General features: G+C 70.2%; 32 protein-coding genes. 13 read left to right on the top strand and 19 right to left on the bottom strand.

The annotated features are described in order from the left end of the window. Positions 1–12: 12 nt before the first annotated feature. On the top strand, positions 13–315 hold the full coding sequence (locus OG984_RS22010; protein WP_328528315.1) for a hypothetical protein: 303 nt from the start codon (positions 13–15) through the stop codon (positions 313–315). Here the strand turns inward: OG984_RS22010 and OG984_RS22005 are convergent. The 7 genes from OG984_RS22005 to ssd form a co-directional block, all read right to left on the bottom strand. Continuing rightward, complete coding sequence (locus tag OG984_RS22005) at positions 312–683, bottom strand: Rv3654c family TadE-like protein (protein WP_328528314.1); 372 nt, start codon at positions 681–683, stop codon at positions 312–314. The two genes, OG984_RS22010 and OG984_RS22005, sit on opposite strands and share 4 nt — an antisense overlap. Then, positions 680–1,063, bottom strand: a complete 384-nt coding sequence (locus OG984_RS22000; RefSeq protein ID WP_328528313.1) for a TadE family protein — start codon at positions 1,061–1,063, stop codon at positions 680–682. Before OG984_RS22000 ends, OG984_RS22005 begins: the two co-directional genes overlap by 4 nt. A gap of 3 nt (positions 1,064–1,066) precedes the next feature. Then, positions 1,067–1,243, bottom strand: a complete 177-nt coding sequence (locus tag OG984_RS21995; protein ID WP_141801821.1) for a DUF4244 domain-containing protein — start codon at positions 1,241–1,243, stop codon at positions 1,067–1,069. Positions 1,244–1,504: 261 nt separating this feature from the next. Continuing rightward, positions 1,505–2,221, bottom strand: a complete 717-nt coding sequence (locus OG984_RS21990; RefSeq protein ID WP_328528312.1) for a type II secretion system F family protein — start codon at positions 2,219–2,221, stop codon at positions 1,505–1,507. Continuing rightward, the gene (locus tag OG984_RS21985; protein ID WP_328528311.1) at positions 2,218–2,991 is read right to left on the bottom strand and encodes a type II secretion system F family protein; all 774 of its coding nucleotides are present in this window, start codon (positions 2,989–2,991) and stop codon (positions 2,218–2,220) included. The genes OG984_RS21990 and OG984_RS21985 overlap by 4 nt, the downstream gene beginning before the upstream one ends. Further along, a complete protein-coding gene (locus OG984_RS21980) occupies positions 2,988–4,163 on the bottom strand; it encodes a TadA family conjugal transfer-associated ATPase (RefSeq protein WP_328528310.1) in 1,176 nt (391 codons plus the stop codon). The genes OG984_RS21985 and OG984_RS21980 overlap by 4 nt, the downstream gene beginning before the upstream one ends. Then, entirely contained in the window at positions 4,160–5,215 is a 1,056-nt protein-coding gene (ssd, locus tag OG984_RS21975; protein ID WP_328528309.1) for a septum site-determining protein Ssd, read from the bottom strand. The genes OG984_RS21980 and ssd overlap by 4 nt, the downstream gene beginning before the upstream one ends. A 124-nt stretch (positions 5,216–5,339) precedes the next feature. On the opposite strand from ssd, the gene OG984_RS21970 reads away from it, so the two are divergent. Next, positions 5,340–6,134 carry an HAD family hydrolase gene (locus tag OG984_RS21970; protein WP_328528308.1) on the top strand — a complete coding sequence of 265 codons (795 nt, stop codon included), beginning with the start codon at positions 5,340–5,342 and terminating at the stop codon, positions 6,132–6,134. A gap of 273 nt (positions 6,135–6,407) precedes the next feature. Here the strand turns inward: OG984_RS21970 and OG984_RS21965 are convergent, their stop codons facing one another. Next, positions 6,408–7,139 carry an oxidoreductase gene (locus OG984_RS21965; protein ID WP_328528307.1) on the bottom strand — a complete coding sequence of 244 codons (732 nt, stop codon included), beginning with the start codon at positions 7,137–7,139 and terminating at the stop codon, positions 6,408–6,410. A gap of 35 nt (positions 7,140–7,174) precedes the next feature. Here OG984_RS21965 and OG984_RS21960 point away from each other — a divergent pair, with 35 nt between their 5' ends. Then, positions 7,175–8,068 carry a class I SAM-dependent methyltransferase gene (locus OG984_RS21960; RefSeq protein ID WP_328528306.1) on the top strand — a complete coding sequence of 298 codons (894 nt, stop codon included), beginning with the start codon at positions 7,175–7,177 and terminating at the stop codon, positions 8,066–8,068. Here OG984_RS21960 and OG984_RS21955 read toward each other — a convergent pair. Then, positions 8,052–8,894 carry a hypothetical protein gene (locus OG984_RS21955; RefSeq protein ID WP_328528305.1) on the bottom strand — a complete coding sequence of 281 codons (843 nt, stop codon included), beginning with the start codon at positions 8,892–8,894 and terminating at the stop codon, positions 8,052–8,054. The two genes, OG984_RS21960 and OG984_RS21955, sit on opposite strands and share 17 nt — an antisense overlap. 434 nt (positions 8,895–9,328) lie before the next feature. Between OG984_RS21955 and OG984_RS21950 the strand changes: the two genes are divergently transcribed. After that, positions 9,329–10,528, top strand: a complete 1,200-nt coding sequence (locus tag OG984_RS21950) for a glycosyltransferase (RefSeq protein ID WP_328528304.1) — start codon at positions 9,329–9,331, stop codon at positions 10,526–10,528. A gap of 81 nt (positions 10,529–10,609) precedes the next feature. On the opposite strand, the gene OG984_RS21945 is transcribed toward OG984_RS21950, so the two are convergent. The 4 genes from OG984_RS21945 to OG984_RS21930 form a co-directional block, all read right to left on the bottom strand. Then, positions 10,610–11,470 (bottom strand): S1 family peptidase, encoded by an 861-nt coding sequence (locus OG984_RS21945; protein ID WP_328528303.1) that lies wholly within the window; start codon positions 11,468–11,470, stop codon positions 10,610–10,612. A gap of 235 nt (positions 11,471–11,705) precedes the next feature. Next, the gene (locus tag OG984_RS21940; RefSeq protein ID WP_328528302.1) at positions 11,706–12,578 is read right to left on the bottom strand and encodes a S1 family peptidase; all 873 of its coding nucleotides are present in this window, start codon (positions 12,576–12,578) and stop codon (positions 11,706–11,708) included. 194 nt (positions 12,579–12,772) lie between these two features. After that, the gene (locus OG984_RS21935) at positions 12,773–13,645 is read right to left on the bottom strand and encodes a S1 family peptidase (RefSeq protein WP_328528301.1); all 873 of its coding nucleotides are present in this window, start codon (positions 13,643–13,645) and stop codon (positions 12,773–12,775) included. Beyond that, a complete protein-coding gene (locus OG984_RS21930) occupies positions 13,642–14,031 on the bottom strand; it encodes a hypothetical protein (RefSeq protein ID WP_328528300.1) in 390 nt (129 codons plus the stop codon). Before OG984_RS21930 ends, OG984_RS21935 begins: the two co-directional genes overlap by 4 nt. Between OG984_RS21930 and OG984_RS21925 the strand changes: the two genes are divergently transcribed. Next, entirely contained in the window at positions 14,030–14,935 is a 906-nt protein-coding gene (locus OG984_RS21925) for a hypothetical protein (RefSeq protein WP_328528299.1), read from the top strand. The two genes, OG984_RS21930 and OG984_RS21925, sit on opposite strands and share 2 nt — an antisense overlap. Before the next feature lie 7 nt (positions 14,936–14,942). On the opposite strand, the gene OG984_RS21920 is transcribed toward OG984_RS21925, so the two are convergent. Beyond that, positions 14,943–15,761 carry a hypothetical protein gene (locus tag OG984_RS21920; protein ID WP_328528298.1) on the bottom strand — a complete coding sequence of 273 codons (819 nt, stop codon included), beginning with the start codon at positions 15,759–15,761 and terminating at the stop codon, positions 14,943–14,945. A 53-nt stretch (positions 15,762–15,814) separates the two neighbouring features. Then, positions 15,815–16,588 carry an IclR family transcriptional regulator gene (locus OG984_RS21915; protein ID WP_328528297.1) on the bottom strand — a complete coding sequence of 258 codons (774 nt, stop codon included), beginning with the start codon at positions 16,586–16,588 and terminating at the stop codon, positions 15,815–15,817. A 135-nt stretch (positions 16,589–16,723) separates the two neighbouring features. Here OG984_RS21915 and OG984_RS21910 point away from each other — a divergent pair, with 135 nt between their 5' ends. Both OG984_RS21910 and OG984_RS21905 read left to right on the top strand, forming a co-directional pair. Continuing rightward, positions 16,724–17,554, top strand: a complete 831-nt coding sequence (locus OG984_RS21910; RefSeq protein ID WP_328528296.1) for a fumarylacetoacetate hydrolase family protein — start codon at positions 16,724–16,726, stop codon at positions 17,552–17,554. 5 nt (positions 17,555–17,559) lie between these two features. Continuing rightward, entirely contained in the window at positions 17,560–18,219 is a 660-nt protein-coding gene (locus OG984_RS21905; protein ID WP_328528295.1) for a maleylpyruvate isomerase family mycothiol-dependent enzyme, read from the top strand. A gap of 92 nt (positions 18,220–18,311) precedes the next feature. Here the strand turns inward: OG984_RS21905 and sigJ are convergent, their stop codons facing one another. After that, complete coding sequence (sigJ, locus tag OG984_RS21900; protein ID WP_328528294.1) at positions 18,312–19,193, bottom strand: RNA polymerase sigma factor SigJ; 882 nt, start codon at positions 19,191–19,193, stop codon at positions 18,312–18,314. 51 nt (positions 19,194–19,244) lie between these two features. Between sigJ and OG984_RS21895 the strand changes: the two genes are divergently transcribed. Further along, positions 19,245–19,784, top strand: a complete 540-nt coding sequence (locus tag OG984_RS21895) for a carboxymuconolactone decarboxylase family protein (protein ID WP_328528293.1) — start codon at positions 19,245–19,247, stop codon at positions 19,782–19,784. Between the two features lie 61 nt (positions 19,785–19,845). Here the strand turns inward: OG984_RS21895 and OG984_RS21890 are convergent, their stop codons facing one another. Beyond that, entirely contained in the window at positions 19,846–20,415 is a 570-nt protein-coding gene (locus OG984_RS21890; protein ID WP_328528292.1) for a TetR/AcrR family transcriptional regulator, read from the bottom strand. Positions 20,416–20,520: 105 nt separating this feature from the next. On the opposite strand from OG984_RS21890, the gene OG984_RS21885 reads away from it, so the two are divergent. Together OG984_RS21885 and OG984_RS21880 are read left to right on the top strand one after the other, a co-directional pair. Next, entirely contained in the window at positions 20,521–21,732 is a 1,212-nt protein-coding gene (locus OG984_RS21885) for an MFS transporter (protein WP_328528291.1), read from the top strand. Between the two features lie 57 nt (positions 21,733–21,789). After that, positions 21,790–22,209: an Ohr family peroxiredoxin gene (locus OG984_RS21880; protein ID WP_328528290.1), complete on the top strand. Its 420-nt coding sequence runs from the start codon at positions 21,790–21,792 to the stop codon at positions 22,207–22,209. A 69-nt stretch (positions 22,210–22,278) separates the two neighbouring features. Here OG984_RS21880 and OG984_RS21875 read toward each other — a convergent pair whose 3' ends face one another. Next, complete coding sequence (locus OG984_RS21875; RefSeq protein ID WP_328528289.1) at positions 22,279–22,461, bottom strand: hypothetical protein; 183 nt, start codon at positions 22,459–22,461, stop codon at positions 22,279–22,281. Between the two features lie 249 nt (positions 22,462–22,710). Between OG984_RS21875 and OG984_RS21870 the strand changes: the two genes are divergently transcribed. Both OG984_RS21870 and OG984_RS21865 read left to right on the top strand, forming a co-directional pair. Next, positions 22,711–23,451, top strand: coding sequence for a hypothetical protein (locus OG984_RS21870; protein WP_328528288.1), 741 nt, complete (start codon positions 22,711–22,713; stop codon positions 23,449–23,451). A 128-nt stretch (positions 23,452–23,579) separates the two neighbouring features. Then, positions 23,580–24,482: an endonuclease/exonuclease/phosphatase family protein gene (locus OG984_RS21865; protein ID WP_328528287.1), complete on the top strand. Its 903-nt coding sequence runs from the start codon at positions 23,580–23,582 to the stop codon at positions 24,480–24,482. A 16-nt stretch (positions 24,483–24,498) separates the two neighbouring features. Here the strand turns inward: OG984_RS21865 and OG984_RS21860 are convergent, their stop codons facing one another. Continuing rightward, complete coding sequence (locus OG984_RS21860; protein WP_328528286.1) at positions 24,499–25,722, bottom strand: alanine racemase; 1,224 nt, start codon at positions 25,720–25,722, stop codon at positions 24,499–24,501. Positions 25,723–25,819: 97 nt separating this feature from the next. Here OG984_RS21860 and OG984_RS21855 point away from each other — a divergent pair, with 97 nt between their 5' ends. Then, a complete protein-coding gene (locus OG984_RS21855; RefSeq protein ID WP_328528285.1) occupies positions 25,820–26,425 on the top strand; it encodes a TetR/AcrR family transcriptional regulator in 606 nt (201 codons plus the stop codon). Positions 26,426–26,432 lie beyond the last annotated feature (7 nt).

Raw genomic sequence — 26,432 nt, 5'->3', positions numbered from 1 at the left:
TACCCTGGGGAAATGTTGATCTTGGGCCTCGTGCTGATCGTCGTTGCAGCAGCTCTCATCGTTCTCGGCCTCTTCACCACCGGCAACGGTGACCTCGAGGATCCGACCGCCACTCTGCTCGGTCTTCCGGTCGGCGGGACCACGATCTTCGTGATCGGCCTCGTCGCCGGCGTACTCCTCCTATTCGGCCTCTGGCTCACCAAATGGGGCGGCAAGCTCCAGGCGAGGAACATGAAGGAGAAGCGCGAGATGCGGAAGCTGGCCAAGTCGCTGCAGGACGTCACGCCTGAGTCGAAGGACGACGCAAACAACTAGTCCGGCGGAGTCTCGGTCGGCCCGGCCCTCGCCTCGGCCACCGGATCTCCCGGCTGGCCGAGCCAGCGCGGTCCCTCGACCCGCACTGTGACGGTGACGTCCTCTCCCGCGATCTCACACGACTCCAAGGTCGCGTCGTTGCGGGCGGAGACCGCCGATGCCGCCGCACACGCGTCCTCGGAGATCTGGAGCGCGTTGGCCCCCGCCAACGCCGCCAGATCGGCTGCGGACTGGGCCGTGCGGTGGGCGACAAAGACGGCGCCCACCACGCCCAGCGCCGCACCGAGGAAGAGCAGCAGCCCGATCGCACCGACCGCGAAGGGCGCCGCCGAGCCGCGTTCGTCCTGCCCGGCGCGAATCGCGCTCACCGCTCCCCCTGGATCGCCTCGGTTGCGGCGACCGCCTCACCGCGCACGGTCACGCCCGGCATCCAGCTGAAGATCCCGCCGGGTCCGGTGACCCGAGCCTGCGCCGAGGCAACGACCTCCTCCGCGCCTGCGCTCACCGTCACCTGCGTGCCCGCAGGCCCGACCCGACGTCCGCGGGCGGCGGCAGAGCCGCTGTCGTCGCCTCGGGCGACGGCACGCGCGGTCTCCCGGGCCGCGTCGACGACCTGGATCTGCGCCGCCCCCACCGACAGCAGCCACACCAGGCCGACGGTCACGGCCACCAGGAGCGGGATGACCATCACCAGCTCGGCGGTGGCTGCGCCCCGCTCGCTGCGCCCGCCGCGCTGCCCACGGACCACGACTCAGATCCCGAGGAGGCTGAGCACGTGCTGGAACAGCCGGTTGAGCAGGTCGTTGCCGAAGCCACCGGTGAGCAGCTTGTAGAGCAGGCCGGCGAGCCCCGCGCCGGCCGCCGTGCCCACGGCGTATTCGGCCGTCGTGATCCCTTTCTCGTTCTTACGAAGATGTGCCTTGGCCATGGTTGGTCTCCTCTGATCGATGGCCGTCCGTACGGCCGTTCACGGACGACAATGACCCGCTCGACCGACATTCGCGACCACCTTGTCGCCGGCTGTGGAAAACCCGGTCCCGAACCCACCCTGTGGATGGCAATCGGCCCGCTGATCAGGGCAAACAGGAGCGGCGAGACGTCACGTACGTCGGTCGAGTCGGCAGTCGGATGCCAACTCGACCGACGTCGGTGACGCCTCGGCCGACGCGGGTGACGCCTCGGCGATGGGTCAGATGCCGAGGTTGGAGAGAAGCCCGCCGACGACCGGGACGACGCCCAGCAGCAGGAAGGCGGGAAGGAGGCAGATGCCGAGCGGGACGGCGGCCTTGACACCCACCGAGCGAGCCCGGTCCTCGACCTCTGCGCGCGCGTTTCTGGTGAGGTCGTCGGCGAGACGTTCGACCGTCGTGGCGACCGGGGCACCGGTCGCCTGGGCCCGGGCCAGCGCCCGGCCCAGCGGCGCGAGCGCGGGATCGTCCACCAGGGTGCGCCAGGTCTTCTCCGGATCGGCTCCCAGATGGAGCCGGGATGCCGCCGGCAGGAGCCGGGCGGCAGCCGGTCCGGGCAGCGCGGCCGCAACCGCCACCAACGCCTCGGCAGGCGCCGCGCCGGAGGACAGCGCAGCGGAGAGCAGACGGACCAACGCGGGCAGATCGGCCTTGGCAGCCTCGCGCTCGCGCCGGACCTCCGCGGGTTCGACGCGGCCGATGACGAGCCAGCAGACGACCCCGGCCGGGGCGGCGAGCACGGCACCCACGGCGCCCCCGACGAAGGTGTAGACGGCGCCGGCGGTGAGCAGCGCGAGCAACGGGCGCCAACGCATCATCCAGCCCGCGGGATCGCCACGATCCTCGAGAACCGCGACACGTACGGGAAGAGGTGAGGTCGGTGCCGGCAGCAACGCCGCTGCCAGCCCGAGCGCGACGGCCACGACCCAGGTGCTCATCTCGCCTCGACCCCGCGCGCGATGCCCTCGATCCACCACAGGCCCAACCAACCGAGCAGCAGTCCGAGACCGAGACAGGCCAGGCCCACCGGCGAGCCGAAGAGGAACGCCAGCGGGTCACCGCCGACTCCGCTGCCCATCGCCAGGGCAGCTACCGGCAGACCGGCGATCAGACGGGCGGTGGAGCGGGCCGACCCGAGCTCGCCGTCGACCACCCGCTGGGTGGCCGCCGCGGCGCGCAGATCGAGCGCGACCCGGTCGAGCGCATCCGCGAGACCACTTCCGGTCTGGTGAGCGATCTGCCAGGCCGCGGCGACGACCCGGAGCGAACCAGCCCCGGGCACCTCGGCGACCTCACGCCAGGCGGCGGGAACGTCCGAACCCATCCGCTGCGCCTCCGCGACCGGCTCGATCACCGGCCACTCCGCCGCGAGCTGGGACAGCGCCGGTCCGGGCGGATGTCCGGCGGCCAGCTCTGCGGCCATCTGCTCGCAGGCCTCGACCACGCGGTCAGCCGTACGTCCCGCCTCGATCCGTTCGCGGCGGCGCCGCCACAGCGCGACGCCGCCGAAGGTGGCGATCCCGAGCAAGACAGCCGCGACGACCATCTTGCCCGGGAAGACGATGGGGATGACCGCGACCAGGAGGAACGACCACCGCGGCACCCGCCGGGCAGACGCCCGCGATCCGACCACGGCCCGCGGGCGGATCATCAGCGCTGCGGCAGCACCTGCCAGGCAGGCGACCAGCCCGAGACCGACCCCGCTCACCGGTCCCCTCCCAACAGCGACTCCAGCCGGCTCGAGGCGGGCCCGGCAACGACCTCGCCGTCGGCGGCCACCGAGCAGGCGGTCTCCATCCGGACCAGCCCGTCGGCGCCGCGTAGCGGGACAGCGATCTCGGTCAACGCCCGGCGACCGTCACGCCGCCGCAGATGCACGACCACGTCCACCCCGGAGGCGAACTGGCTGTGTGCCGCGTCCCGGCCGAGACCGGCCGCGAGCGCCAGGGCCTCGACCCGGGCCGGGACGTCGGCGGCTGAGTTGGCGTGCAGCGTGCCGCAGCCGCCCTCGTGCCCGGTGTTCAGCGCAGCGAGCAGGTCGACGACCTCGGCACCCCGCACCTCGCCCACGACCAGCCGGTCCGGCCGCATCCGGAGAGCCTGACGGACCAGCGTATGGAGCTCGACGGCGCCGGCGGCCTCGATGTTGGCCGGGCGCGCCTCGAGACCGACCACGTGCGGATGGTCCGGGCGCAGCTCGGAGGCATCCTCCACGAGCACCAGCCGCTCCTCCGCCGGCACCAGCGACAACAGCGACGCCAGCAAGGTGGTCTTCCCGGTGCCCGTGCCGCCGGAGACGAGAAAGGCAGCGCGCGCCAGCACCAGCCGTCGCAGCAGATCCGCCACGAAGGGGACCACCATCCCCGAGGTCTCAAGTTCGTCGAGCGTGAACGCCCGCGCCGACGGAACTCGTAGCGAGATCACCGTGCCCGGTCGCGCCAGCGGCGCGAGCACCGCGTGGAACCTGCTGCCGTCGCTCAACCGCAGGTCGACGTAGGGCGAGGCGTCGTCGAGCCGGCGGCCTGCCCCGGCCGCCAGCCGCTGGGCCAGCCGCCGGACCGCGTCGTCGTCGGGAAACGCCACTGGTGCGTGCTCCAGGCCGGATCCACGGTCGATGAAGACCTGGTCGGGCCCGTTGACGAGGACGTCGGTCACTCCGGGCAGCCGCAGCAGCGGCTCCAACGGCCCGGCCCCGACCACATCACGACGCAGCATCTCGAAGACTCCGAGCACCGTCGCGTCGCCGACGATCCGCCCCTCGGCCCGGAGCGCCTCCTGGACCCGGTGCGGGGTGAGCTCTCCCGGCGTACGCGCCAGGTGGTCGCGCACCAGGTCGACGACCTGGGGCGCGATGTCGACGGCCCCGACGGCGCCGATCATGCCGCCATCACCCCGCTCCGAAGCCGGCAGCGCACCAGCACCTCGGCCGCCGCACGAGCCAGCGGCGCCCGCTTGGAGCGGATCGGCCCGAGCCCAAGGTCGATCGCCTCCGAGAGCCCGCGCTGGTCAGCCATCGAGGCGATGACGGGAAGGCCGAGCGCACGCCCGACCGCCTCCGGCTCGGCAGCGCGACCGCGGACGACGACCCGCACCCGATCCCGTTCCGGAAGCCGGGAGATCAGCCGCGCGGCGGACGCCGTCCCGGTGACGTTGCCCCGGACCACGACGAGGACGACGTCGCAACCGCTCAGCAGCGCCTCCGCCCCCGGATCCGACTCCCGGGGCAGGTCGACGACGACCAGGTCGTGCCCTCGCCGAGCCGCGGCGAGCACCTCGCGCACGACATCGGCCCTCGGTGGCACCACGTCGCCGCCCGGCCAGCCCAGCAGGCCCAGCGACCCGACGTGCGGCACCGCCTCGCGCAGCGCCCGGGCACCCAGCCGCCCGGCGGTCTGACCGAGATCTCCCCAGGTCACCCCCGGCATCTCGTCGAGGCCGAGCACTCGTCCGGCACCGGGCCCGAGCCGGTCGGCGTCGATCAGCAGGGTCGACCCACGGTCGGCTCCCATGCTGGCCAGGGCCGCGGCGTACGTCGTCGCCCCGGCCCCGCCCGATCCCGCCAGCACGCCGACGACCATGCCGTCGCCGCCCTCGCCGTCGCCGACGTCGGCGAGCAACCCGGCGACCACGGTCTCGGCCGAGGGCAGCTCCAACAGCGTCTCGGCGCCGACTTCGAGGGCGGCCCGGAGCAGCGGTTCACCGGTCGCGCCCCAACCCACGACGTACACCCCGTCCCTCCTCGGCGGACGCAACGACGCCACCTCCACCAGGAGATCGGCGCCGACGAGGATCAGTGGTGGTCGTTGCCATCGGCGCAGGGCACCGGCGGCGTCGGTGCACTCCTCGACGGTGACGCCCGAGGCAGCGGCCAGACGGGCCGCCTCAGCGGCCAGCAGCGAGTCCGAGGTGATGACGAGAGGTTCCGAGGTCATGGCAGCAGGATCCGCCGAGGTACCGACGATTCCACCCGAAAATCGGGGGCCTGTGGATAACCCGGTCCCGGACCCGCCCTGTGGATGGTGATCGGCCCGCCCAGTTGGCGTCTACCATGTCCGCATGACACGCATCGCTGCGTTCTTCGATCTCGACAAGACGATCATCGCGAGGTCGAGCACGCTTGCGTTCTCCAAGCACTTCCAGGCCGGCGGCCTGATCACCCGAGCGGCCATGATCCGCTCGGCCTACACGCAGTTCGTCTACGTCGTCGGAGGGGCCGACCACGACCAGATGGAGAAGATGCGCAAGGCGCTCTCCGAGATGGTCACCGGGTGGGACGTCGCGACGGTCAAGGAGATCGTCGCCGACACCCTTCACAACGTGGTCGACCCGCTCGTCTACGAGGAGGCCGTGCAGCTCATCGAGCAGCACCACGCCCAGGGCCACGACGTCATCATCGTCTCCGCCTCCGGCACCGAGCTGGTCGAGCCGATCGGCGCGATGCTCGGCGCCGACCATGTCGTAGCCACCCAGATGGAGATCGAGGACGGCCGCTACACCGGCGAGATCGCGCTCTACGCCTACCGCGAGGAGAAGGCCCGCGCGGTCCAGCAGCTGGCCGAGCGCTTCGGCTACGACCTGGAGCAGTCCTACGCCTACTCCGACTCGATCACCGACACCCCCATGCTGGAGGAGGTCGGTCACGCCTTCGCGGTCAATCCCGACAAGGACCTCCGCAAGGTCGCCAAGGAGCGCGGCTGGGACATCCTGGTCTTCAACAAGCCGGTCGCCCTGCGCAGCCGCGTGCTCACCCCGTCCACGCCGACACTGGCCGCGCTGGCCGTCGGCGGCGCCGTGGCGATCGCGGGCGGGGTCATCTGGGCGGGCACGAAGCGCCGTCGCCTCGGCGCCTGACGCCGATTCTGCAGGAGCGCCATGATCCTCCTCATCCTGCAGAAATTCCAGCCTTGAATATGGCCGCCGATCAGCGTAGAAACAGAGTCGTAACAAGACGTACACGAGAGCCAGGCACCCACGCGGCGATCCACCCATCTGATGGGGTGCTGTAGCCGGGGAGAAATCCCGACGCAGTGACCAGACCTTGCACGCTTGGTAACCAGAAGGCCTCGTGTCCGCGGTGGCATCCGGTGTTCACAACCCACCGGGTGCCACCATCGGTTTTCCCCGCTACTCGGCCGCGTCCAGGCGCAGCGGCGAGGCTTCGGCCCCGGCGGCGTACGCCTCGGCTGCATAGAGCAGCCACGAGTGCGCCCCGGCCTGGCCGCCCTCGCGGAAGCCGCGCAGGTTGGACTCGTAGGCGGCCCGCAGCGCCAGATGGCCGGCCTCCGGCACGACGAGCGACTTCTCGTCCACGCCGCGCGCGACCAGGATGAGCCGCTCTGCGGCACGCGCAACCAGCCCGTTGTGGGACGCGAACGGCGCCGACGTCGCCAGATCGGCGTGCGCGAACGCCGCCACGACCAACGCCGGCGCGGACGTCGGTGCGAGCAGCAGGTCGGACAGACGCCGCAACCGTTCGGCAGCCACAGACGAGCGCGGACGCCCCAGCTCCTCGGCCTCCAACGACGCCCCCGCCGCGAGAGCGTGGATTCGCGCGAACGCCTGCAGCGGCGCCTGCTTCACCACCGGCACCAGCGAGAGCAGCTCGGTCGAGAGCCGCACCGCGTCCTGCGCGATCGCATCCCCGCCGGAGGCACGGACCTCGCCCAAGGACGAGGACGACCCCTCCAGCACGGCCGACGCGTGCGCACCGCGCAGCAGCGACTCGGCGGTGGTCTCCGGGGACGTACGTCGCAGTCCCCGGTCACGCAGCATCACGTCGATGCCGTCACGGGCTGCGGCGAAGCCGGAGGCCACACCTTCGAGCGACACCAACCGGGCAAGCGGATCGTCCTTCACACGAGGAAGCCTAAGCGGGGGTTACCCTGGCCACGATGACGGACCCAGCGAACCCCGACCCGGCACGCTCCTTCGGAAGCGTGGCGGACAGCTATGACCGCGGGCGCCCGTCCTACCCGGTCGACGCGGTGAAGTGGCTGGTCGGCGAGGAGCCGTGCTCGATCCTCGAGCTGGGCGCCGGCACCGGCAAGCTCACCGAGGTGCTCGTCGGCCTGGGCCACGACGTCTTCGCGACCGACCCGGACGACGCGATGCTCGACATCCTCTCCGAGAAGCTCCCGGACGTACGCGCCACCAGCGGCACCGCCGAGCAGATCCCGACCGGCGACGGTCTCTACGACGTGGTCGTCGTCGGGCAGGCGTTCCACTGGTTCGACCACGCCAGGGCGCTGGCGGAGGTCGGGCGGGTGCTGCGTACGGACGGACGACTCGCCGTGATCCAGAACGAGCGTGACGAGCGGATCCCCTGGGTGCGCAAGCTGGGCCGACTGATCGGCAAGCAGGACAGCGACTTCGACCCGACGAAGATCCTCGACGACTCGGGGCTCTTCTCCGCCGTAGAGTCCCAGACGTTCCGGCACTGGCAGGTCGTCGACCGCCACTCGATCCAGGACCTGGTCCTGTCGCGTTCCAACGTCGCGGTCCTCAAGCGCGAGGCCCAGGACCACAAGCGCCGCGAGGTGCTGGCCTTCTACGACGACTACGGCCGCGGCATGGACGGCATGCAGCTGCCCTACCACTGCCGAGCCTGGCGCACCCAGGTGCTCCCGCGCGCTCAGGTGGTCGGCGCGGACAGGGCCGACGAGGTGGACGAGACCGACCGGCCGACCGTGCCGCTGGCCAAGCGCACCGACACCGCCGTACGCCTCCCCCGGGTCGTCACCGACCCCGAGAACGGCGACGACGACCTGCTCATCGACTTCCGGTGAGAGGGTCCCGCGGACGGGTGGTGGCAGCGTCGCGCTCCGGGTCCATCAGGTCGAAGCTCTGGATGACCCAGAAGATCGCGAAGCACACCAGCAGCGACACCTCGGTCGCCAGCAGCCACAGGTGCCACCCGACCAGGCCGAGCACGATGCCGGCGGCCAGCAGCACCACCATCGCCACGACCAGCACCCAGTAGGTCTTGTCCAGCCGGGTGCGCGCCTTGTCCGCCTCGCGCGCGATCTTCCGCACGCCCCAGTCGGTGTTGAGCACGACCGCCAGCGCGAACGGCGTGAAGGTGAAGATCGCCGCGAGCCCGTGCGCCTTGGCCGCGAAGCTCTCCTGGTCGATCAGCAGCCAGCCGACACCGACGAACCACGCCCCCGCGACCGAGACCAGACCGATCAGGCCCCAGCGCGAAGGCCAGGCACCTGCGGCGGCCCGCTTGCGGAGCCCGAAGATCAACACGACCACCCAGCCGATCGCCATCACCGCCAGATAGCTCCAGGCGTTGTTGACGATCGCCGCCTTGTCGATCTCCTGCCCGATCTCGGGTGTCGGCACGAAGCCGACCATCGGCGCCGAGAGCCCGGCGAGGTTGAGGGCGGTGTCCTCCGCGTCGGTGTAACCCCGCAGCACCACCAGACACACGCCGAGCGCGCACAGGACGGCGGTGAAGACCGGGCCTGCGGGGGTGTAGTAGTAGGACGAGATGGAGGTCTGCCACTCCCCGCTCACGATCGTCTCGGCACCCACGGAGACCGCCAGGCCCAGAAGCAGACAGCACAGCGCGAAACGGACATAGCGGTACGTCGTCACCTCGGTCGTCATGGTTCTCGAAGGTAGCGGGATCCGGCCACCGTTGCGCCTCTATTCGGCAGCGCGTCCGAGACCCGCGCCATCCGTTCACCGAACAATCTCGGTGAACGCATAGCGTGACGCACGCCACATCCGATAGCGTAAATCGACTCCGGATCCCCGCCGGTTTCGAGAAATCCTCCGTCCCTCCCTACGATGCGCGCGTGAAGATGACGAACAAGTGAAATCACGCGTCCCGAGCCGACGACGCCTTGGGATGTTCATCCCGACGCGTTAGCGTCCACCCCGGATGCCGAAGGCACCCGATGTTGCCCTGAACTCGTTCAAACGGGCCCGCTGGCTGACGCTCGATCAGCGACGATCACCTGCAAAGCCGCATATCTCTGCCGTAGCCCCACCAACTCCAACGCTCGGGCGATGCTGCCCTGCGGATCAGTGAGGTCGACATGTCTAACGTGGCATACCTCGAGGACGGCCCCTCCGTCCTCTCCCTGTACGAAGGTTTCTTCGCCGGCGGCGCCCGGATCCTGCATACCGCCGTCGTCCGCGCGCTCGATGCCACCACGCCGCAACGGCACAGCGTGCTGAGCCTCAGCGACCGCGTCCAGCGCGAGTTCACCGCCCAGCGGATCTCCTCGGACAACTCCTACCGACGCCTGACCTCGGCCGGGGTTCCGGTCCGGGCGTTGAGGCGTACGCCGACCGGTCCGATCACCGCCAGCCAGCTCAAGCGGGTGGCGCAGTCGGTGGCGAAGGCGGACGTCGTGCTCTCCCTCAAGGAGCAGCCGCTCACGGTGCTGGGGAGGGTCGGCACGTCGGGCACTCCGCTGATCACCTGCCTTCACCGCTCCGACCCGGAGCACCAGGGGGCCGGCGTACAGGAGCTCATCGACCTCGACCGGGCCGGGCTGCTGACCGCGGCGGTGTGCTGCGCGGAGTCGACGCAGCGGGCCTACCACGAGGCCACCGGTATCCCGCTGGAGCGGCTGCCGGTCTTCCCGAACGGCGTGGACCTCCACAAGTTCCGCACCGACGCCGACCTGCGCGCGAGCAAGCGCGCCGAGCTCGGCGTGACCGGCGAGCAGCCGGTCGTGATGATCGCGGCCCGCTTCGACGAGATGAAGAACATCCCGCTCTTCGTCCGCGCCGCGCGCCGGTTCGTCCACGAGCACCCCGACGCCCACCTCGTCATGTGCGGCGCCGGGATGACCGCGGACAACCCGGCCTTCGCAGCACTCGTGGCCGAGGAGCTGGGCGCGTGGCCGGCCCTGGGGACCAACCTGCACGCCCTCGGGATCCAGAGCCAGATGGCGCCGCTCTACAACGCCGCCGACCTGATCACGCTCACCTCGGCGTTCGGCGAGGCCGCCCCGCTGTGCCTGCTCGAGGGGATGGCCTGCGGCGCGGTCCCGGTGACCACGCCGGTCGGGGACGCGCCGGCGATGGTCGGCGACCAGCGCCTGGTCGCGTCCTTCGACCCGGCCGAGATGGCCGAGACCTGGAAGGTCGCCTTCGCCCAGCGCGAGGAGCACTTCGAGCGCATCTTCCGCAACCGGCAGCGTCTGTCCGAGCAGCGGCTCTTCGACGCGTACGCCCGGCTCATCAAGGAGTCGGCAGGCTCGGCCCTGATTCCGGTTGCGGTCTGAGCGTCTGCTCGCCCTGAGTCGGCGCAATACGGTCCTCGCTTCGCTCCGGTCCGTTTGCGCCGACTCAGGCTCGCCGAACGCTCAGTAGACGGTCACGCCGTAGGCGTTGACGGCCTCACGAACGGGCTGGAAGAAGGTCGTTCCGCCCGTCGTGCAGTTGCCGGAGCCGCCCGAGGTGATGCCGAGCGCCTTCGTGCCGTCGTAGAGCGCGCCGCCGGAGTCACCGGGCTCGGCGCACACATTGGTCTGGATCAGCCCACCGACCCGACCCGAGCCCTGATACCGCACGGTGACGTTGAGCGCCTGGACGATGCCGCTGTGGACACCGGTGGTCGAGCCGTCTCGGGTCACCCGCTCGCCGACGTACGCATCGGCGACCGTGAAGCCACCTGGGTGCGAGAGCGAGCTGTTGTCGTAGCGGACCAGGGCGTAGTCGTTGCCCGGAAAGCTCGAGGCGACCGTCGGTCCGATCAGGGTGGACTGGGACGAGTTGGCGTACCAGGTCGGAACCTCGTCACCGCAGTGACCGGCGGTGACGAAGTAGTAGCTGCTGCCGCTCTGCACGTTGAACCCCAACGAGCAGCGGTAGCCGGAGCCGTAGATGGCGTCGCCGGCACCGAGCAGCGTGGTGAACGTGCCGTTGGTGCGCTTGACCGTGAGCGCGTCGGCGTCGGCGCCGGCAGCCTTGGTGACCTTGGCGAGCTCTGCCTTCGAGACGGTGGAGTCGGCGGTGACGACGACCTTGCCGGTGGCTTCGTCGGTGTACCAGGCGATGCCGGACACACCTGACTTGTCGACGGCGGAGTTGAGGGAAGCCAGCGCCTTCGGGCCGAGCTTCTTGTCAGCTGGTGCGGCGGCAGCCGGCATGACGGCAGCGGTGGCTGCCAGGCCAAGACCGGCCACGACTGCGGCCAGGCGGGTGCGGGACGTGGTGAAACTCATGTGTTCCTCCTACGAAACGACCAGGCACCCGCGTGGTTGCAGGCGCCAGGAGTGCCCGACCACCGCGATGTGCCCGAGCACGACCTCCTGGGAGTATGTCGGCGGCTCAACCGGTCGGCCATGCGGAGAAAGAAAATTTCACCGTTACCCCGAAATCATTACCACATAGGGCGAAGTGGTCTGGACCACTTCGTCCCATGTGGCGTCACCATGCCCCCGACGGGGGCGGCGACCATCAGTAGATGTTGACGTCGTAGGCGCGGACGGCTTCGCGAACGGGCTGGTAGAAGGTGGTCCCGCCCGAGGAGCAGTCACCGGTGCCGCCCGAGGTGATCCCGAGGGCGGTCGAACCGGCGTAGAGCGGACCACCGGAGTCACCCGACTCGGCGCAGATGTCGGTCTGGATCATGCCGCGCACGGTGCCGGAGCCGCGGTAGCGGACCGAGACGTCGAGCGCCTCGACCCGGCCGGAGTGCACGCCGGTGGACGAGCCGTCGCGGGTGACGCTCTGGCCGACCCGGGCGTCACCGACGGTGTAGCCGCCCGCGTGGGTGAGCGAGGTGTTCGCGTAACGCACCAGCGCGTAGTCGTTGCCCGGGAAGCTCGCCTTGACCGTCGGCCCGATCCGGGTGGTCTCGCCGGAGTTCGTGTACCACGTCTCGACATCGTCGGCGCAGTGACCGGCGGTGAGGAAGTAGTGGTTGCCGCCGCTGCGTACGTTGAAGCCCACCGAGCACCGGTAGCCCGAGCCGTAGATCGCGTCGCCGGCGCCGACGAACGGCTTGAACTCGCCCTTGGCACGCTTGAGGGTGATCGCGTCGGCATCGACGCCGACGGCATCGGTCAGCCTGCTCAGCGCGGATGCGGGGACCGTGGAGTCGGCCGTGACGACCACCTTGCCGGTGGCCTCGTCGGTGTACCACGCGATGCCGGAGAGCGCCGACCGGTTGACCGCCGAGTCCACTGCGGAGTGGACGGCCGCGAGCGCCCTCGCGCTGTGCCTCTGCTCCGGTGGCGCGGCGCCCGCCGGCATGGCCGCGGCGCTAGCCGCCAGACCTAGACCGGCTGCTGCTGCCAGCAGACGGTTACGTGACCTGGTGAACCTCATACATTCCTCCACCGCAGTGTGCCCGAACACGACCACAGTGAGTATGGCGTTGTAGATGCCTCATCGGCCAGTCGTTGGCAAAAAACTTTCGTTGTTCGACGAAATTTCGTACGCCGCGGGGCAAAGTGGACCAAACCACTCCACCCCGCGGCGTACCTGCACTGGATCAGCCGTGCGGGATCAGCCGTGCTCGATCAGTAGATCGTGGCGCCGTACACGCTGAGCGCCTCGGTCACCGGCTGGAAGAAGGTCGTGCCGCCGGTGGTGCAGTTGCCGGAGCCACCCGAGGTCAGACCCAGCGCGGTCGAACCGGAGTAGAGCGCGCCGCCCGAGTCACCGGGCTCGGCGCACACGTTGGTCTGGATCAGGCCGCTGACGGTGCCCTCGGCGTAACGGACGCTCGCGTTGACCGCCGTCACGGTGCCGCTGTGGACGCCGGTGGTCGAGCCGTCACGGGTGACGCTCTGGCCGACCCGGGCGGTGCCCGCGGTGAAGCCGCCGGTCTTGGAGATGGACGTGTCGTGGCGGACGATGCCGTAGTCGTTGCCCGGGAAGCTCGACCCCGCGGTCCGGCCGAGCAGCGTGGTGTTCGACGAGTTGGCGTACCAGGTCGAGACGGCGTTGGTGCAGTGACCCGCGGTCAGGAAGTAGTCGGCGCCGCCGACCTTGACGTTGAAGCCGAGCGAGCAGCGCGAGCCGCCGCCGTAGATGGCGTCGCCGGGGCCGATGAGCGGGGTGAACTCGCCCTTGGTGTGCTTGACGGTCACGGCCTCGTCGCCCTGGCTCGTCTTCTCCGCGGCAGCCTCCTTGACCTCGGCGATCTCGGCCGCGGAGACGGTCTCGTCGACGGTGACGACGATCTTGTTGGTGGCCGGGTCGGTGTACCACGACGAGCCGACCGGGGCGGACTCGGCGACGGCCGACCTGACCGATGCGACCTCGGCCTTGCTGAACTCGGCGTCCGCGGCGGCTGCCGGGACGGCGACGGCAGCGGAGGCCGCGAGACCCACACCCGCGGCGAGCGCGGCGACGGTGCGGGGACGGAAAGTGGTGCGTTCGAACCTCATACGTCTCCTCCTGGGGGAAAGGCCCGCTTGTTGCGGGCTTCCGCCCCGGAACCACGGGTTTCGCGGCTTACCGGGAACGGGTAACTGAGTTTCGTGTTCTTTCCCTTGCCCCGCAGCACATTCGATTCCCCAAGAATCTGCATTGCAAAGACTGGTTCTTCGAATTCCTGCAGTGCAGCAACACGCGATTCCCGAAGGGTTTCCGGCACACGGCCCGACGAAGAGGATTGGGTAAGCATGGCCAAGTTGTAGGTGCCCGGGTCCCGGGCCGCGTACGGTGGGTATCCATGTTCATCTCGCCGCTCGAACGGTGAATCGGACCGGAATTCGTCCGTCTTCGAAACCTTCGGCGTGGCGACCGTCGATAGATGGTAGACAAACCCCATGCCGTATCCGCCGCCCCCAGGCTCCCCCGGTTCGGGCGCGCCTGACGAGGAGCCGCAGAATCAGCCTGCCCCGTTCGACTACAACGAGCGCCTGATCGGGCTCTCCGAGGACCTCGGCGGCGACCGGCCGGCGTTCAACGCCCGCAAGGAGCGCGCCGGGCGCGGCGGCCCGCTGCGCCAGCTCCTGACCATCGCCGTCTCGCTCGGCCTCGTGGTCGTGTGCGGAGTGGTCGTCTACGCCCTCTTCACGCGCGGCGACGACGCGGCCACGACCGCCGGCGCGCCGACGTCGAGCGACACGCCCTCGGCCGGCAAGGCACCGACCGGATCGGCGAGCCCGGGTGGCGGCAGGTCCGACGTCAGCGGCGAGTCCAGCCGCGGACCCGGCTGGCCCGACACCAGCTCCCCGGCCGACCCCAGCGACGGCGCCACCTCGCGTTCGACCATCGGCCCCGAGCACCTCTCCAAGGCCGATGTCCCCCGGCCCTGGCAGTTCACCTACGGCGACGTCACGCTGAAGGCCCGCTACCTCAGCGGCAAGGACTACTCCGGCTGCAAGGCGACGCTCAAGCGCGCCATCCGCGACCTCGGCTGCGACTACGCCGTCCGGGTCTCCTACAAGGCTCAGCAGGGCAACTTGCGGATGACCCACTTCATCTACGACTTCACCACCGTCGAGGACGCGGGCAAGGCCGCCGCGCGGATCGAGCCACGACACGTGATCCCGCCCACCGAAGCCTCCCTGCCCGGATACACCCAGGGCTGGTTCAAGGTGAAGGACTACGGCAAGTACGTCGTCTACACCATGGTCACGGCCAACGACGGCATCACCGTGGCCAAGGGCAAGGAGTACACCTCCTACGGCAACACCGACCTCGGCGCGGAGATCCTCTTCCGGATGTGACCCCGGCTCAGGGAGTCGCCGGGTCGGTGGCCTCCGAGGAGGCTCCTGCCGTGGGCGACGGCTCGCTGGACGTGCCGGCGCTCTCGCTCGGCTGCTCCGACGGCGTCGCGCTCGGGCCGGTCGAGGTGGACGGCTCGGCGCTCGGGTCCCCCGTCGCGGGCGACTCCGACTCCTGGGGCGCCTCCTCCGAGGGCTCGGTGGTGGTGCTCGCGGACTCCTCCGGCGTCGCGGTGGCACCGCTCGACGGGTCCTCGCCCGGCCCCTCGTCGCGAGCGTCCGATCCGCCGCCGGTCACGCGGGAGAGCGTCGTGCCGCCGTCACCGTTGCCCACGATCGAGCTGACACTGCGCCCGGCCAGGAGCTCGAAGACCGTGATCACGGCGACCACCACCACGAACATCGCCAGCGAGAGCAGAGCGATCCGCTTCCAGGGCAGCGCCTCGAGGCGCTCCCGCCACGACGGCATCGGCTCGGTGTCGGTGACCTCGGTGGCTTCGGTCGCGGTGCTCCCGTCCCCCGTCTCGGCCTCGGGTTCCGAAGAAGCCTCGCTCCGTGCGCCGGCCAGCCCGGCCGACCGCCACCGGGCGATCGCCTGGACGCTGGTCACCTTCTGGTGGGTCTTGGCGAGCCACTGCGTGTAGAGGTTGGAGCCGACGGTGGCCGCGACGCTGCCGATCGCCGCCCCGATCAGGGTGCCCACGGCTCCGAGAGTGGAGAGCAGCAGCGCGGAGGTGACGGCGGCAAGAGCGCCTGCGGTGGTGGCTAGCCAGTCGATGCCGGCCGGTTTCGATGCTTTGGTGTCGATGGAGGGGGGAGTATTGCTCATCGGCCTCTAGGTTAACTCGCCAACCGACGCTACCGGCATCAAGTTGACGCAGATCACCCTTGACTCAGGTCACGCTCCAGGGACGCCGCACCGGACATCAGGGTCGCGACGATGCTCGGCAGCGACTCCTTGTCGTAGCGGACGCTGGGCATGGAGATGGACATCCCGGCGACGACGTCGCCACCGGCGCCACGGACCGGCACCCCGACGGCGACCACGCCCCGCTCGGAGCGGCCGTCGTTGAAGGCGAAACCGTTGCGGCGTACGCGCTCCAGCTCGGTGCGCAGCGCCTCGAGGTCCGGGCGATCGGCCAGGTGGTCCGCGTACCTCTCCCGGCTGTAGAGCGAGGCGAGCTCGTCCTCGGAGATCTGGGCCAGCAGCAGGAGGCCCGCGGTGGTGCGGTGGGCGGGGAAGACCATGCCCTCGCGGGAGCCGACCTTGAGCGACTGCGGCGACTCGACCGAGGCGATGAACCGGCAGGTGTCGCCCGCGCGCACGGCGACGTTGGCGGACTCGCCGAGCAGGTCGACCAGGCGCTGCAGGTGCGGCAGCGCCACCTGGCGGAGCCGGGAGGCGGTCGAGCGCGAGTGGGCGGCCAGCTCCAGCACCGGTCCGGCCCGGTAGACCTTGTCCTCGTCCTGGACCGCGAAGTCCCGGTAGACCAGCATCGCGAGCAGTCGGTGGGCGGTGGAGCGAGCGACGTCGAGCCGAGCCGCTGCCTCCGAGACGGTCAAGCGGCCTTCGAGCTGAAGGATCGTCGCCAGCTTGAGTGCGTGGTCGACGCTCGTGATCGCGTACGGGGGCCGGGTCTTGAGCGGCTTGTCCATCCCACCTCTTCCTGATCACACCAAACCTGGCATCTATCGCTCGCCTCCGCAGGAGATTGCCCGAGCTCGGGACGGCGCTGTGAGAATGGCCACGTCTCCGAAGCCCTCCCCTCGACAAGTGAGGAACACCAGACGATGAAGCTCGCCACCATCCGTACGGCCAAGGGAACCCGCGCGGTCAGGCTCGACGGGGACCAGCACGTGGACCTGGGTTACGCCTCCGTGGGCGACCTCCTCGCAGAGGAGGACTGGAGTTCCCGGGCGTCCTCGACCGGATCGACCACCTATCCGGCCGACGGCGCCGACTTCGCGCCGGTCGTGCCCCGGCCCAGCAAGGTCGTCTGCGTCGGGCTCAACTACCGCAGCCACATCGAGGAGATGGGCCGTGACCTGCCCGAGTACCCGGTCCTGTTCGCCAAGTTCGCCGACACCCTGACCGGCGCGAACGACGCGGTGGCCAAGCCCGCCGAGACCGAGCAGCTCGACTGGGAGTGCGAGCTGACGATCGTGATCGGCTCGACCGTGCGGCACGCGGACGAGGAGCAGGCCGCCGCAGCGATCGCCGGCTTCACCGCGGCCAACGACTACTCGGTCCGCGACTGGCAGTTCCGCACCCGCGAGTGGCTGCAGGGCAAGATGTGGGAGGCCACCACACCGGTCGGCCCCTACGTCGTGACTCCTGACGAGCTGCCCGGCGGCGTACGTCCGCAGCTGGCCGCGAGGCTGACCGTCGACGGCGTCGAGAAGCAGAGCGCGAACACCTCCGACCTGCTCTTCGACCCGGTCGACCTGGTCCGCTACATCTCCACGATCACCACGCTGCGCCCCGGCGACCTGATCCTCACCGGCACCAACGGCGGGGTCGGGCACGCCCGCGCACCTCAGGAGTTCCTGTGGGGCGGGGAGACCGTCGAGATCACCATCGAGGGCATCGGCACCCTCACCAACACGATCGTGAAAGGCTGAACACGATGTCCGTCCTGATCGGCACCACCCCGACGCGTACGTTCGACGACTCCCGTCGCTGGGCCAGGGAGGGCACGGCCCTGCTGACCGGCGCCATCGACGGCCTTTCTGCCGCCGACTTCGAGGCCGACTCGCAGCTGCCGGGCTGGACCCGCAAGCATCTGATCGGCCACGTCGCCGCCAACGCCGATGCCCTCGGCAACCTGATCTCCTGGGCGGAGACCGGCGTGGAGAAGCGGATGTACGCCTCCACCGAGCAGCGCAACGCCGACATCGAGGCGGCGGCGACGCGGCCGGCCGAGGAGCTCCGCGAGTGGTATCTCCGCGGCGCCGGCGAGCTCGACGCGGCCATGGACCGGCTGACCGCCTCGCAATGGGAGCACGAGATCATCACCGCGCAGCTCGTCACCCGCAAGGCCAGCGACGTCCCGTGGATGCGCGCCCGTGAGGTCTGCATCCACGCCGTCGACCTCGGCGTCGGAATCACCTTCGCCGACCTCCCCGACGACTTCCTGCTCGCCCTCGCCGGCGAGATCCGTACGAAGCGAGGGCTCTCCGACGACGACCTGCGCGGTGTCGCGGGCTCGCTGCCCGACGTCGCCGCCTGGCTCGCCGGGCGGCCGCACGGCCTCGTCGACGCGCCGGAGCTCGGGCCGTGGCTGTGACCTGGCTGTCGGGGTAGTCCAGGGAGTTCCGGTCTATTACCAGCGAGTAGACCGACGGAAACTCCCTGGACTACCGCCTCCGGGGGCAGCGGTCAGCTCCAGCGGGCCAGCTTGTCCGGGTTGAGGACGATCCAGACGTCGGTGACCCGGCCGCCGGCGACCCGGAGGTTGGCGACGCCTCGGTGAGCGCCGTCCTCGACGAGCGTGAACCCGAGGCCGTCGGCGGTGGCCTCCGTGCGGATCGTCCAGGTCGGCCGCTTCGTGAGCACGCCCAGCAGGAACCGGGCGACCTTCTCCGGCCCCTCGATCGGGTTGCGCGCCGCACTGACCCGGCCGCCGCCGTCGGAACGGAGCGTGACCGACGGGTCCAGCAGCGTCACCAGCCGGCCGAGGTCGCCGCCGGCGGTGGCCGAGACGAAGGCGCGGACCACGTCGTCGTGCTCGGGCAGCGGCGCGACGTCGTCGCGCTGCTGGGCGACCCGGCGTCGTGCCGAGGCGGCGAGCTGCCGCACCGCGGCCGGCGAGCGGCCGACCACCTCGGCGACGTCGCCGAACGGGACGGCGAAGATGTCATGGAGCACGAACGCCACCCGCTCGGCCGGGGTCATCGCGTCGAGCACGACCAGCAGCGCGGTGCTCACCGTGTCGTCCAGGGTCGCCCGGTCGGCCGGATCCTCGGGGGCCGCCAGGAAACCCGGCCTGACCGGCTCGGGCAGCCAGGGGCCGACGTACCTCTCCCGGCGGGCTCTCGCCGACTTGAGTACGTCGAGGCAGATCCGGCTGGTGACGCGGCTCAGCCAGCCGGAGGGGTTGTCGATCGCCGCCCGTTCGTCGTCGGAGAGGCGGTACCAGCGCAGGTAGGTCTCCTGGACCGCGTCCTCGGCCTCCTCGAGCGTGCCGAGCAGTCGGTAGGCGAGCGCGATCAGGCGACGGCGCTCGATCATCACCTCGCCCAGGTCGTCCATGTCAGGCATCGTCGCATCTCCTCCGGGTTCACCCAGTGTGACGAGCCAGACAGTGTGAATGTGAGGTGGCGACCTCACATCCGTCGGCGCCACCTCGTCAACCTGATGAGTGCCCGCGCTGTGGCGGGCCAGACCCGAAGGACCACGATGCTCGCCAACGTCAACGTGACCAAGCTGTTCCCCGCTGCGTACAAGGCCCAGATGGCCGTGGAGGAGGCGGTCGAGGAGGCCATCACCGTCGCCGGCGTCGACCGGCTCACCGTCGACCTCGTCAAGCTCCGCGCCTCGCAGATCAACGGCTGCGCCTTCTGCCTGCGGATGCACACCCAGGACGCCCTCAAGAACGGCGAGACCACCGACCGTCTCGCCCTCGTCGCCGCCTGGTGGGAGTCGCAGTACTTCACCCCCGAGGAGCAGGCCGCCCTCACCATCGCCGAGCAGATCACCCGCATCGGCGACCTGCACACCGCCGCCGCCCCCAAGGTGGATGTCGAGAGCATCCTCGACGACAAGCAGATCGCCGCCCTCACCTGGGTCGCGATCGCCATCAACGCCTGGAACCGCATCGCGATCTCCAGCCACTACCCCGTCGCCCCCTGACGAGCGACGAGATCGGGCCCGGACGCGGTGGCGTCCGGGCCCGCTGCGTATCTCAGGTGTCTCAGGTACGCGGGGAGGACTCCAACACCGTCCGGGCGAGCTCCCTGGCCAGCCGGACGGCTTCCGGGTGCGAGTCGAGCTGGGAGTTGGCCACGGCTCCGTCGTAGAGCAGCCGCAACCGGTCGGCGACCGCGGCCGGATCGTCGTAGCCGGCCTCGACCGCCAGCGAGAGCAGCATCTCCCGCAGCCAGCCGCGGAAGGCCTTCAGCGCGGCCAGCTCCGCGCTGCCTGCCGCTGCCTCGACGCTCGCGTTGGCGAACGGACAGCCCCGATAGGTCGGAAGATGCGCCACCTCGTCGAGAGCGTCGAAGCTCGCGAGGAGCTTCTCGACCGGATCGGACACGGCATTCTGATGGTGCTCCGTGCGCTCGCGCCGGCGCTGATGGCGCCCTTCGAGGTAGGCAGCGACCAGCTCGTCCTTGCCCGAGAAGTTGTAGAACAACGAACCCTTCGCGACGCCGGCCTCCTCGATGATCCTGTCGATGCCGACCGTGTGCACGCCCTCTGCGTAGAACAGGCGGTCGGCCGTCTCCAGCAGACGCTGCCGTGCGGATGGCCTCTTCGTGCTCATGGAAGAAGAATATCAGACAAGTCTGTCTAAACGGCTTGACTTGCTTGAACAGATCTGTCTAAATGGACCCATGAAGTTAGACCGATCTGTCTAAGGAGTCCTCCGATGTCACGCACCCTCAGCCCTACGGCGGCATTCGCCGGGCTCGCCGCGATCTTCGCGGCCTTCTTCTTCGCGGCCGGCGCCCCGACGCCGCTGCTGGCCCTCCGTCAGCAGGAGTGGGGGTTCTCGGCCGGCACCCTGACCTTCGCCTTCTCGGTCTACGCCCTCGGCCTGCTCGTGGCGCTCCTGGTCGGCGGCTCCCTGTCCGACCATCTCGGCCGCCGGCCGGTCCTCGTCACGGCCCTGGCCGGGGAGCTGATCTCGATGGTCGCCTTCCTCGCCGCCCCCGACATCGGCTGGGTGATCGTCGCCCGTGCGATCCAGGGGCTGGCGACCGGCCTCGCCACGAGCGCTTTCAGCGCAGCGATCGTCGAGCACGCGCCCGCCCACATGAAGATGCTCGCCGGCGGGCTGGCAGCGGCGTCGGTCGCCGGAGGTCTCGCCCTCGGCGCGCTCGCGACCGGTGCCGCGGTGCAGCTCCTCCCGGACGCCAACACCCTGGTGTTCGGCACGCTCTCGCTGGTGATGGTGCTGGCGATGGTCTTCGTCGTGTTCACCAGCGAGACCTCCGACCCGCGACCGGGCGCCTGGCAGTCGTTGGCACCCCGGATCAGCGTGCCCAGCAACATCCGGACCGAGTTCCTGGCCGGGATTCCCGTCCACGTCGCGGCCTGGATGACCCCGGCCTTCTTCCTCGGACTCTCACCATCGGTCCTGCGTCTCCAGTTCGGCCTGGATGGCGGTCTGGTGACCGGGTTCACCGCCTTCCTCGGACCGTTCGTCGCAGCGATCGCCAGCTTCTACTTCGCCCGGCATCCCGCCCGCCGGAGCACGATCGCGGGAAAGGTGCTCGTGCTCATCGGCATGGTCGTCGTGGTCGCCGGCGTCCTCACGACGTCACTCCCGATCCTCTGGCTCGGGGCGGTCCTCGGAGGGCTCGGGTTCGGCGGGGCCTTCGGGGGCCAGCTCCGCCTCGTCGCCCCACACATCCGGCCCCAGGACCGGGCCGGCGTCTTCGCCGGGATCTACACCGTCGCGTACCTCTCCTTCGGTGTTCCCGTGATCATCGCCGGCCAGCTCGCTCAGCGATGGGGCCTGATCCCGACCTTCGAGCTGTACGCCGGGGTCCTCATCGCCGTCGCCGCGCTCGCGATCGTCGTCCAGGCCGGCCTCGGCCGCCGCGCGTCCAGCCGGACCGCCGCCGTAGGCGCCTGAGCGACCCACACACCTCCCTGGCGACCGCCAGGGATCGGAAGAGAAAGAGAACCATCGATGACCAGCAAGAGCTACACGGCCGTCGTCACCACGGTCGGCGAGGGCCGCAACGGAGGCCGGAGCACCACCCCCGACGGCAATCTCGACGTCCTGCACGCCTACCCCGTCGAGCTGGGCGGCAACGGCGCCGGCACCAACCCGGAGCAGCTCCTGGGCGCCGGATGGTCCGCGTGCTTCCGCGGTGCACTCGGCAAGGCCGCCGCCGACCGTCAGATCCGGCTCGGTGACACCGAGGTCACCGCCGAGATCACCGTGACCGCAGACAACGGGGACCACAACCTGAGCGCGGTCCTCCGGGCTTCGGCGACCGGCGTCGACCACGTCACCCTGCGGGCGCTCATGGAGGTCGCGCACACCCTGTGCCCGTACTCGAAGGCCACCGCCGGCAACATCCCGGTGGAGCTGATCGCGGGTTAGACCGAGTAGTCCGGGGCGTTCTGGTCCACTACCTGCGGGTAGAAGGACGGGAACGTCCCGGACTGTCTTTCAGCGACTGCTGTCGCGACCGAGCAGGTAGCCGACCGCCAACGCGACGACCGCCAGAGCCACCGGATAGCTCCGCAAGAAGCCCCCGATGACCACGTCTGCCATGAACCCGAGCAGCTCGAGGACCACCCAGATGGCCACGACCGCCCCGGCGACGACGAGGACCTTCCACCTGGTCTCCATCTACGGGCTCACCCGGTCGGAGGCGTACGTGGTCGGGCGAGAAGCCATGGAGGATCCTTTGTGCGGAGCGTGAGGGGCCAGCGGGCGCCCACCCGTTGGCGCATCGCAGAAAGTAGCAGCGGTGGCGGGGACGTAGGAGAGAATTGCGGAACCGCGGGGAAACGCTTCTCCCACGGGATTCTTTACTCGGGCAGGGGACCGATGACGACACCGACACCACCACCGCCTCCACCGGACGGGTACGGGGCGATGCCGCCTGCGCCGAACCTCCAGCCCGGGCCGCCGCAGGCCGGCTGGCCGCCGAACGAGAGTTCGTTCGGCACGGGAGGTCCGCCCCCGCCGCAGAAGCCTCACAACCCGTGGCCGATCGTCATCGGGCTCGGGGCGATCGCGGGTGTGCTGATCATCGGCGTGATCATCACCGCGGCGATCGTCATCCTCCGAGGCGAGGATGACCCGACCGGAGGGCCGGGGCCGGTGACGGTCACCGCGACCCCGACCACGTCGCCGGACCCGTCCTCCGCGGCTCCGGCTCCGGGCGGGCTGGCCGCGGACCTCTTCGAGGGTGACTGGAAGTTCAAGCTCGGCGACGTGAGCATGAACGCGACGTACGTGGCCTCCCAGGACTACCCAGACTGCGGGGCGATCGCGTCGGCTGCCCTGGACCGGAAGGGCTGCCGCTACGCCGCGATGGGGATCCACGACGCCGAGGGCGGCAAGCTGCGGATGCTCCGGGTCATCTACGTCTTCGACAGCGAGGCGAAGGCGACGGCGGCCGCGGAGGCGGTCAAGGAGACCGACATCGACCTGCCCACCGGCAGCCTCATCGAGGACGACGTGATCGGGAAGTGGGTCGCCAAGGACTCCTCCAAGGCGGTCGTCGTCGGTTTCGTGACCGCGCAGAAGGGCGTCCCCGAGGCGACCGTCGACGACTACCTCCACTACGGCACCGCCGACATCGCGGGCGCTCTGATCTTCATGGACCTGTAGGCGCCGCGGGTCGTCACGGAACCGTCCGGTCGCTCATGGACCCGGTTCCCTGGTCGTTCATCTGGGGTTTCGCGGTATTCGAACGCGTTTGGCCGTGCGCACACTGCCCGCCCATACCGTCAGTAGGCGTGTCCCCCACACTGATCTCCTCGGGTCCAGGTCGGGCAGCGTTGCTGCGCGCCGTCGTGCCCGCGGTCGCGTTGTGCGGCGTCCTCGGCGCTGCCCTGAGCTTCCTGGTCCCGACGACGGCGGCCGCCGGCCCGACCGTCGAGGTCACCCAGGCGGCACCGGTTCAGCCGGGCTTCCAGCGCTTCGCCTGGCTCAACGCCTGGGCCGACCACCACACGGCTCCCGGAGGCGCTGCCGCCGGCCGGCTCGACGGCGTGCCACGGATGCGGATCGTGGTGGGCCACCTGCGGCGTACGGCTGTCGACTTCGGCGTCCTCGCGGAGGTGGAGGCGCCGCAGCGGGAGGCCTTCGAGTCCTTCGGACGGGAGTACGCCCTCGTCTCGACGCCCGACGCCACCGACGACGCGGTCTTCTACCGCAGATCGGCGTTCCGGCTGGTCAGCAAGGATACGGTTGCCATGTACTACCGCCACGGTGCCCGCGTCAGCGCGCCCGTGGTGGTGCTGGAGGAGCGCTCCTCGGGCGAGCGCTTCGGGGTGCTTCCCGTGCACTTCCCTGCGAGCATCCCCTCGGCTCCTCGACAGAAGAGATGGCGCGACATCAATGCCCAGATCGTCAAGGACGTGGTCGCGCGCGCCGAGGTGCCGATGGTCGTCGCCGGTGACTTCAACCAGCGCAACGACATCCTGTGCGACCTGACCTCGCCCGGGACCGGCCTGGTGAGCCCGCTCGCGAAGCATGAGGGCTGCGCCACCGGCCCCCGGGCGCCGATCGACCAGGCCTTCCTCAGCCCGTCGCTGCGTCCGGACCGCTACCAGGTCTACTCCGGTCCGTCGGCCCGCCGGGCCACCGACCACGGCGCGTTCTACCAGGTCAGAGTGCGTCTCTCCGACATCGCGTGACGCCTCGGCGGACGCCTCAGAAGTACGTCCGGACCAGGTCCGTCACCGTGTAGTCGAGGTCGACGACAGGGATCAGCCGCCACTTGTCGAACGCCGTGCACGGGTGCGAGATCCCGAAGCTGACCAGGTCGCCCGGCCGCAGGCCGGCGTCGGTGCGCAGGAAGGCGTGCTGGTCGCCCAGCTTCTCGACGGTGCCCGCCAGCTCCTCCGCACCGCCGAAGCCGCTGCGCCGCACCGTGAGCGGGATCGGCATGCCGTTGTCGTAGGGCACGTCCCGCCGGCCCATACCCACGATGACCAGCCCGTCCTCGGGGGCCGAGACGACCTGGGCCCACACCTCGATGGCCGGGTCCAGGCTCCCCGCGATGCGGTTGTAGGGCGTCGTGGCGGCGTAGAGGCCGTGGTCGTGGGTGAGGTAGGTCCCGCTGCGCAGCACCTTGCGAGGCGTCATCCCCTCGGGCCAGCCCGCGGACCAGCGCTCGGCGAGGACGTCGAAGAAGGCGCTCCCGCCCGCCGAGACGATGGCATCGGCGGCGACGAGGCCCTCGGTGAACAGGATCGAGGCGAGCTCCTCGAGACGGTCGAAGTAGTCGCCGACCTCCTCGGCCGTCTCCAGTCCGCCCTCGTAGCCGGCCACCCCGGCGAGGAGTACGCCGGGCGTGGAGTCGACCACGCGCGCGAGCTCGACCGCCTGCTCGACGGAGCGGGTGCCGGTACGTCCGCCCGGGAAGCCCAGGTCGATCAACACGGCCAGCGGCCGGTCCTCGACGCCCACCAGGGCCGACGCCTCGGCCGCCGCCTCGACGCCCTCGACCGAGTCGACCCAGTGCAGGTGGAGGAACTCGGGGTCGGCCGCACGCTCGGAGGCCACCCAGCTCAGCGCGCTGTGGTCGAGGATCTCGTTGGCGACCAGGACCCGGCGTACGCCGGCGCGGCGGGCGACCAGCGCCTGGCTGGGCGAGGCGACCGTGATCGCCCACGCGCCGGCGTCGAGCTGCCGCCGGTAGAGCGACGGCGCCATCGTGGTCTTGCCGTGCGGGGCGAGCAACAGTCCGTGCTCCTCCGCGAACTTCGCGAGGGTCGCGATGTTGTGCTCCAGCGCGTTCTTCTTGAGCGCCATCACCGGCCAGGTGAACGAGCCGTCGAAGAGGTTGCGGCCGGAGGTTGCGTAGGTGGTGAGATCGACGGCTTCCCCCGGTTCCATGAAGCCCTTGTCCGCCCAGGTCACATGATCGTCCATCGGGACCGAACCTACCGACGGCCCGTCGGCCGGACACCGGGTTTCGAGAAAACTTGGAAATCTCCAGAGAGGTCCCGGCGTCGCCTATCGTGACGCCATGGCCAAGCGTGCGGCTCAGAGGGCGATGACTCGCCAGCTCCTGCTGGATGCAGCGATGGATCGGTTCGTCGCGAGCGGCTACGCAGCCACGACGATCGATGAGATCGCCTCGGCGGCGGGCACCACCCGGGTGACGTTCTATGCCTACTTCCCCTCGAAGTCGGAGGTCATCAAGGCCTTGGTCGCCGAGCGCCTCGAGGACGAGCTGATCCAGATTCGTTCCCCCGAGGGCAGCTCGCTCGGCGGCCTCGCCGATGCGGTGGCGGCCGGCACCCGCGAGCAGCTCGGTTCCTGGATCCGGCAGGCCATGGCCCGGTGGCCGGGGGTGCGTCCGATCGTCACGGTCGCCCGGGCAGCCCAGGCCGTCGATCCCGATCTCAGCCATATCGTCGACGCCTGGACGGACGAGACGATCGAGGACGTCAGCGCGGGTCTGGACAAGGCGGACCGGTTCGACGCCGACAGCCGGCGGCTGCGCGGCGCACTGGCGGTCGGCCAGCTCGACTATCTGTTCCAGCGCTGGTCGGACGGGTTCTGGGGTGTCGAGCACGACCGCATGTGCGAGCTGGTCACCGAGAGCTGGTTCCAGCTGCTGGGCGAGTGACCCGGCA

This window comes from Nocardioides sp. NBC_00368 (assembly GCF_036090055.1).
Classification (GTDB): Bacteria; Actinomycetota; Actinomycetes; order Propionibacteriales; family Nocardioidaceae; genus Nocardioides.
Note: the sequence above shows the minus strand (reverse complement) of the source record. Positions and strands in the feature narration are given on the sequence as shown.

Excerpts from the sequence above, each read along its gene's own strand:
- OG984_RS21910 (WP_328528296.1), top strand. The coding sequence starts at position 16,724 with ATGAAGCTCGCCACCATCCGTACGGCCAAGGGAACCCGCGCGGTCAGG.
- OG984_RS21930 (WP_328528300.1), bottom strand. The coding sequence starts at position 14,031 with ATGGGGTTTGTCTACCATCTATCGACGGTCGCCACGCCGAAGGTTTCG.
- OG984_RS21925 (WP_328528299.1), top strand. The coding sequence starts at position 14,030 with ATGCCGTATCCGCCGCCCCCAGGCTCCCCCGGTTCGGGCGCGCCTGAC.
- OG984_RS21890 (WP_328528292.1), bottom strand. The coding sequence starts at position 20,415 with ATGAGCACGAAGAGGCCATCCGCACGGCAGCGTCTGCTGGAGACGGCC.
- sigJ (WP_328528294.1), bottom strand. The coding sequence starts at position 19,193 with ATGCCTGACATGGACGACCTGGGCGAGGTGATGATCGAGCGCCGTCGC.
- OG984_RS21870 (WP_328528288.1), top strand. The coding sequence starts at position 22,711 with ATGCCGCCTGCGCCGAACCTCCAGCCCGGGCCGCCGCAGGCCGGCTGG.
- OG984_RS21855 (WP_328528285.1), top strand. The coding sequence starts at position 25,820 with ATGGCCAAGCGTGCGGCTCAGAGGGCGATGACTCGCCAGCTCCTGCTG.
- OG984_RS21960 (WP_328528306.1), top strand. The coding sequence starts at position 7,175 with ATGACGGACCCAGCGAACCCCGACCCGGCACGCTCCTTCGGAAGCGTG.
- OG984_RS21860 (WP_328528286.1), bottom strand. The coding sequence starts at position 25,722 with ATGGACGATCATGTGACCTGGGCGGACAAGGGCTTCATGGAACCGGGG.
- OG984_RS21945 (WP_328528303.1), bottom strand. The coding sequence starts at position 11,470 with ATGAGTTTCACCACGTCCCGCACCCGCCTGGCCGCAGTCGTGGCCGGT.
- OG984_RS21935 (WP_328528301.1), bottom strand. The coding sequence starts at position 13,645 with ATGAGGTTCGAACGCACCACTTTCCGTCCCCGCACCGTCGCCGCGCTC.
- OG984_RS21995 (WP_141801821.1), bottom strand. The coding sequence starts at position 1,243 with ATGGCCAAGGCACATCTTCGTAAGAACGAGAAAGGGATCACGACGGCC.
- ssd (WP_328528309.1), bottom strand. The coding sequence starts at position 5,215 with ATGACCTCGGAACCTCTCGTCATCACCTCGGACTCGCTGCTGGCCGCT.
- OG984_RS21905 (WP_328528295.1), top strand. The coding sequence starts at position 17,560 with ATGTCCGTCCTGATCGGCACCACCCCGACGCGTACGTTCGACGACTCC.
- OG984_RS21980 (WP_328528310.1), bottom strand. The coding sequence starts at position 4,163 with ATGATCGGCGCCGTCGGGGCCGTCGACATCGCGCCCCAGGTCGTCGAC.
- OG984_RS21950 (WP_328528304.1), top strand. The coding sequence starts at position 9,329 with ATGTCTAACGTGGCATACCTCGAGGACGGCCCCTCCGTCCTCTCCCTG.
- OG984_RS22010 (WP_328528315.1), top strand. The coding sequence starts at position 13 with ATGTTGATCTTGGGCCTCGTGCTGATCGTCGTTGCAGCAGCTCTCATC.
- OG984_RS21875 (WP_328528289.1), bottom strand. The coding sequence starts at position 22,461 with ATGGAGACCAGGTGGAAGGTCCTCGTCGTCGCCGGGGCGGTCGTGGCC.
- OG984_RS21915 (WP_328528297.1), bottom strand. The coding sequence starts at position 16,588 with ATGGACAAGCCGCTCAAGACCCGGCCCCCGTACGCGATCACGAGCGTC.
- OG984_RS21970 (WP_328528308.1), top strand. The coding sequence starts at position 5,340 with ATGACACGCATCGCTGCGTTCTTCGATCTCGACAAGACGATCATCGCG.
- OG984_RS21955 (WP_328528305.1), bottom strand. The coding sequence starts at position 8,894 with ATGACGACCGAGGTGACGACGTACCGCTATGTCCGTTTCGCGCTGTGC.
- OG984_RS21885 (WP_328528291.1), top strand. The coding sequence starts at position 20,521 with ATGTCACGCACCCTCAGCCCTACGGCGGCATTCGCCGGGCTCGCCGCG.
- OG984_RS21990 (WP_328528312.1), bottom strand. The coding sequence starts at position 2,221 with ATGAGCACCTGGGTCGTGGCCGTCGCGCTCGGGCTGGCAGCGGCGTTG.
- OG984_RS21880 (WP_328528290.1), top strand. The coding sequence starts at position 21,790 with ATGACCAGCAAGAGCTACACGGCCGTCGTCACCACGGTCGGCGAGGGC.
- OG984_RS21920 (WP_328528298.1), bottom strand. The coding sequence starts at position 15,761 with ATGAGCAATACTCCCCCCTCCATCGACACCAAAGCATCGAAACCGGCC.
- OG984_RS21940 (WP_328528302.1), bottom strand. The coding sequence starts at position 12,578 with ATGAGGTTCACCAGGTCACGTAACCGTCTGCTGGCAGCAGCAGCCGGT.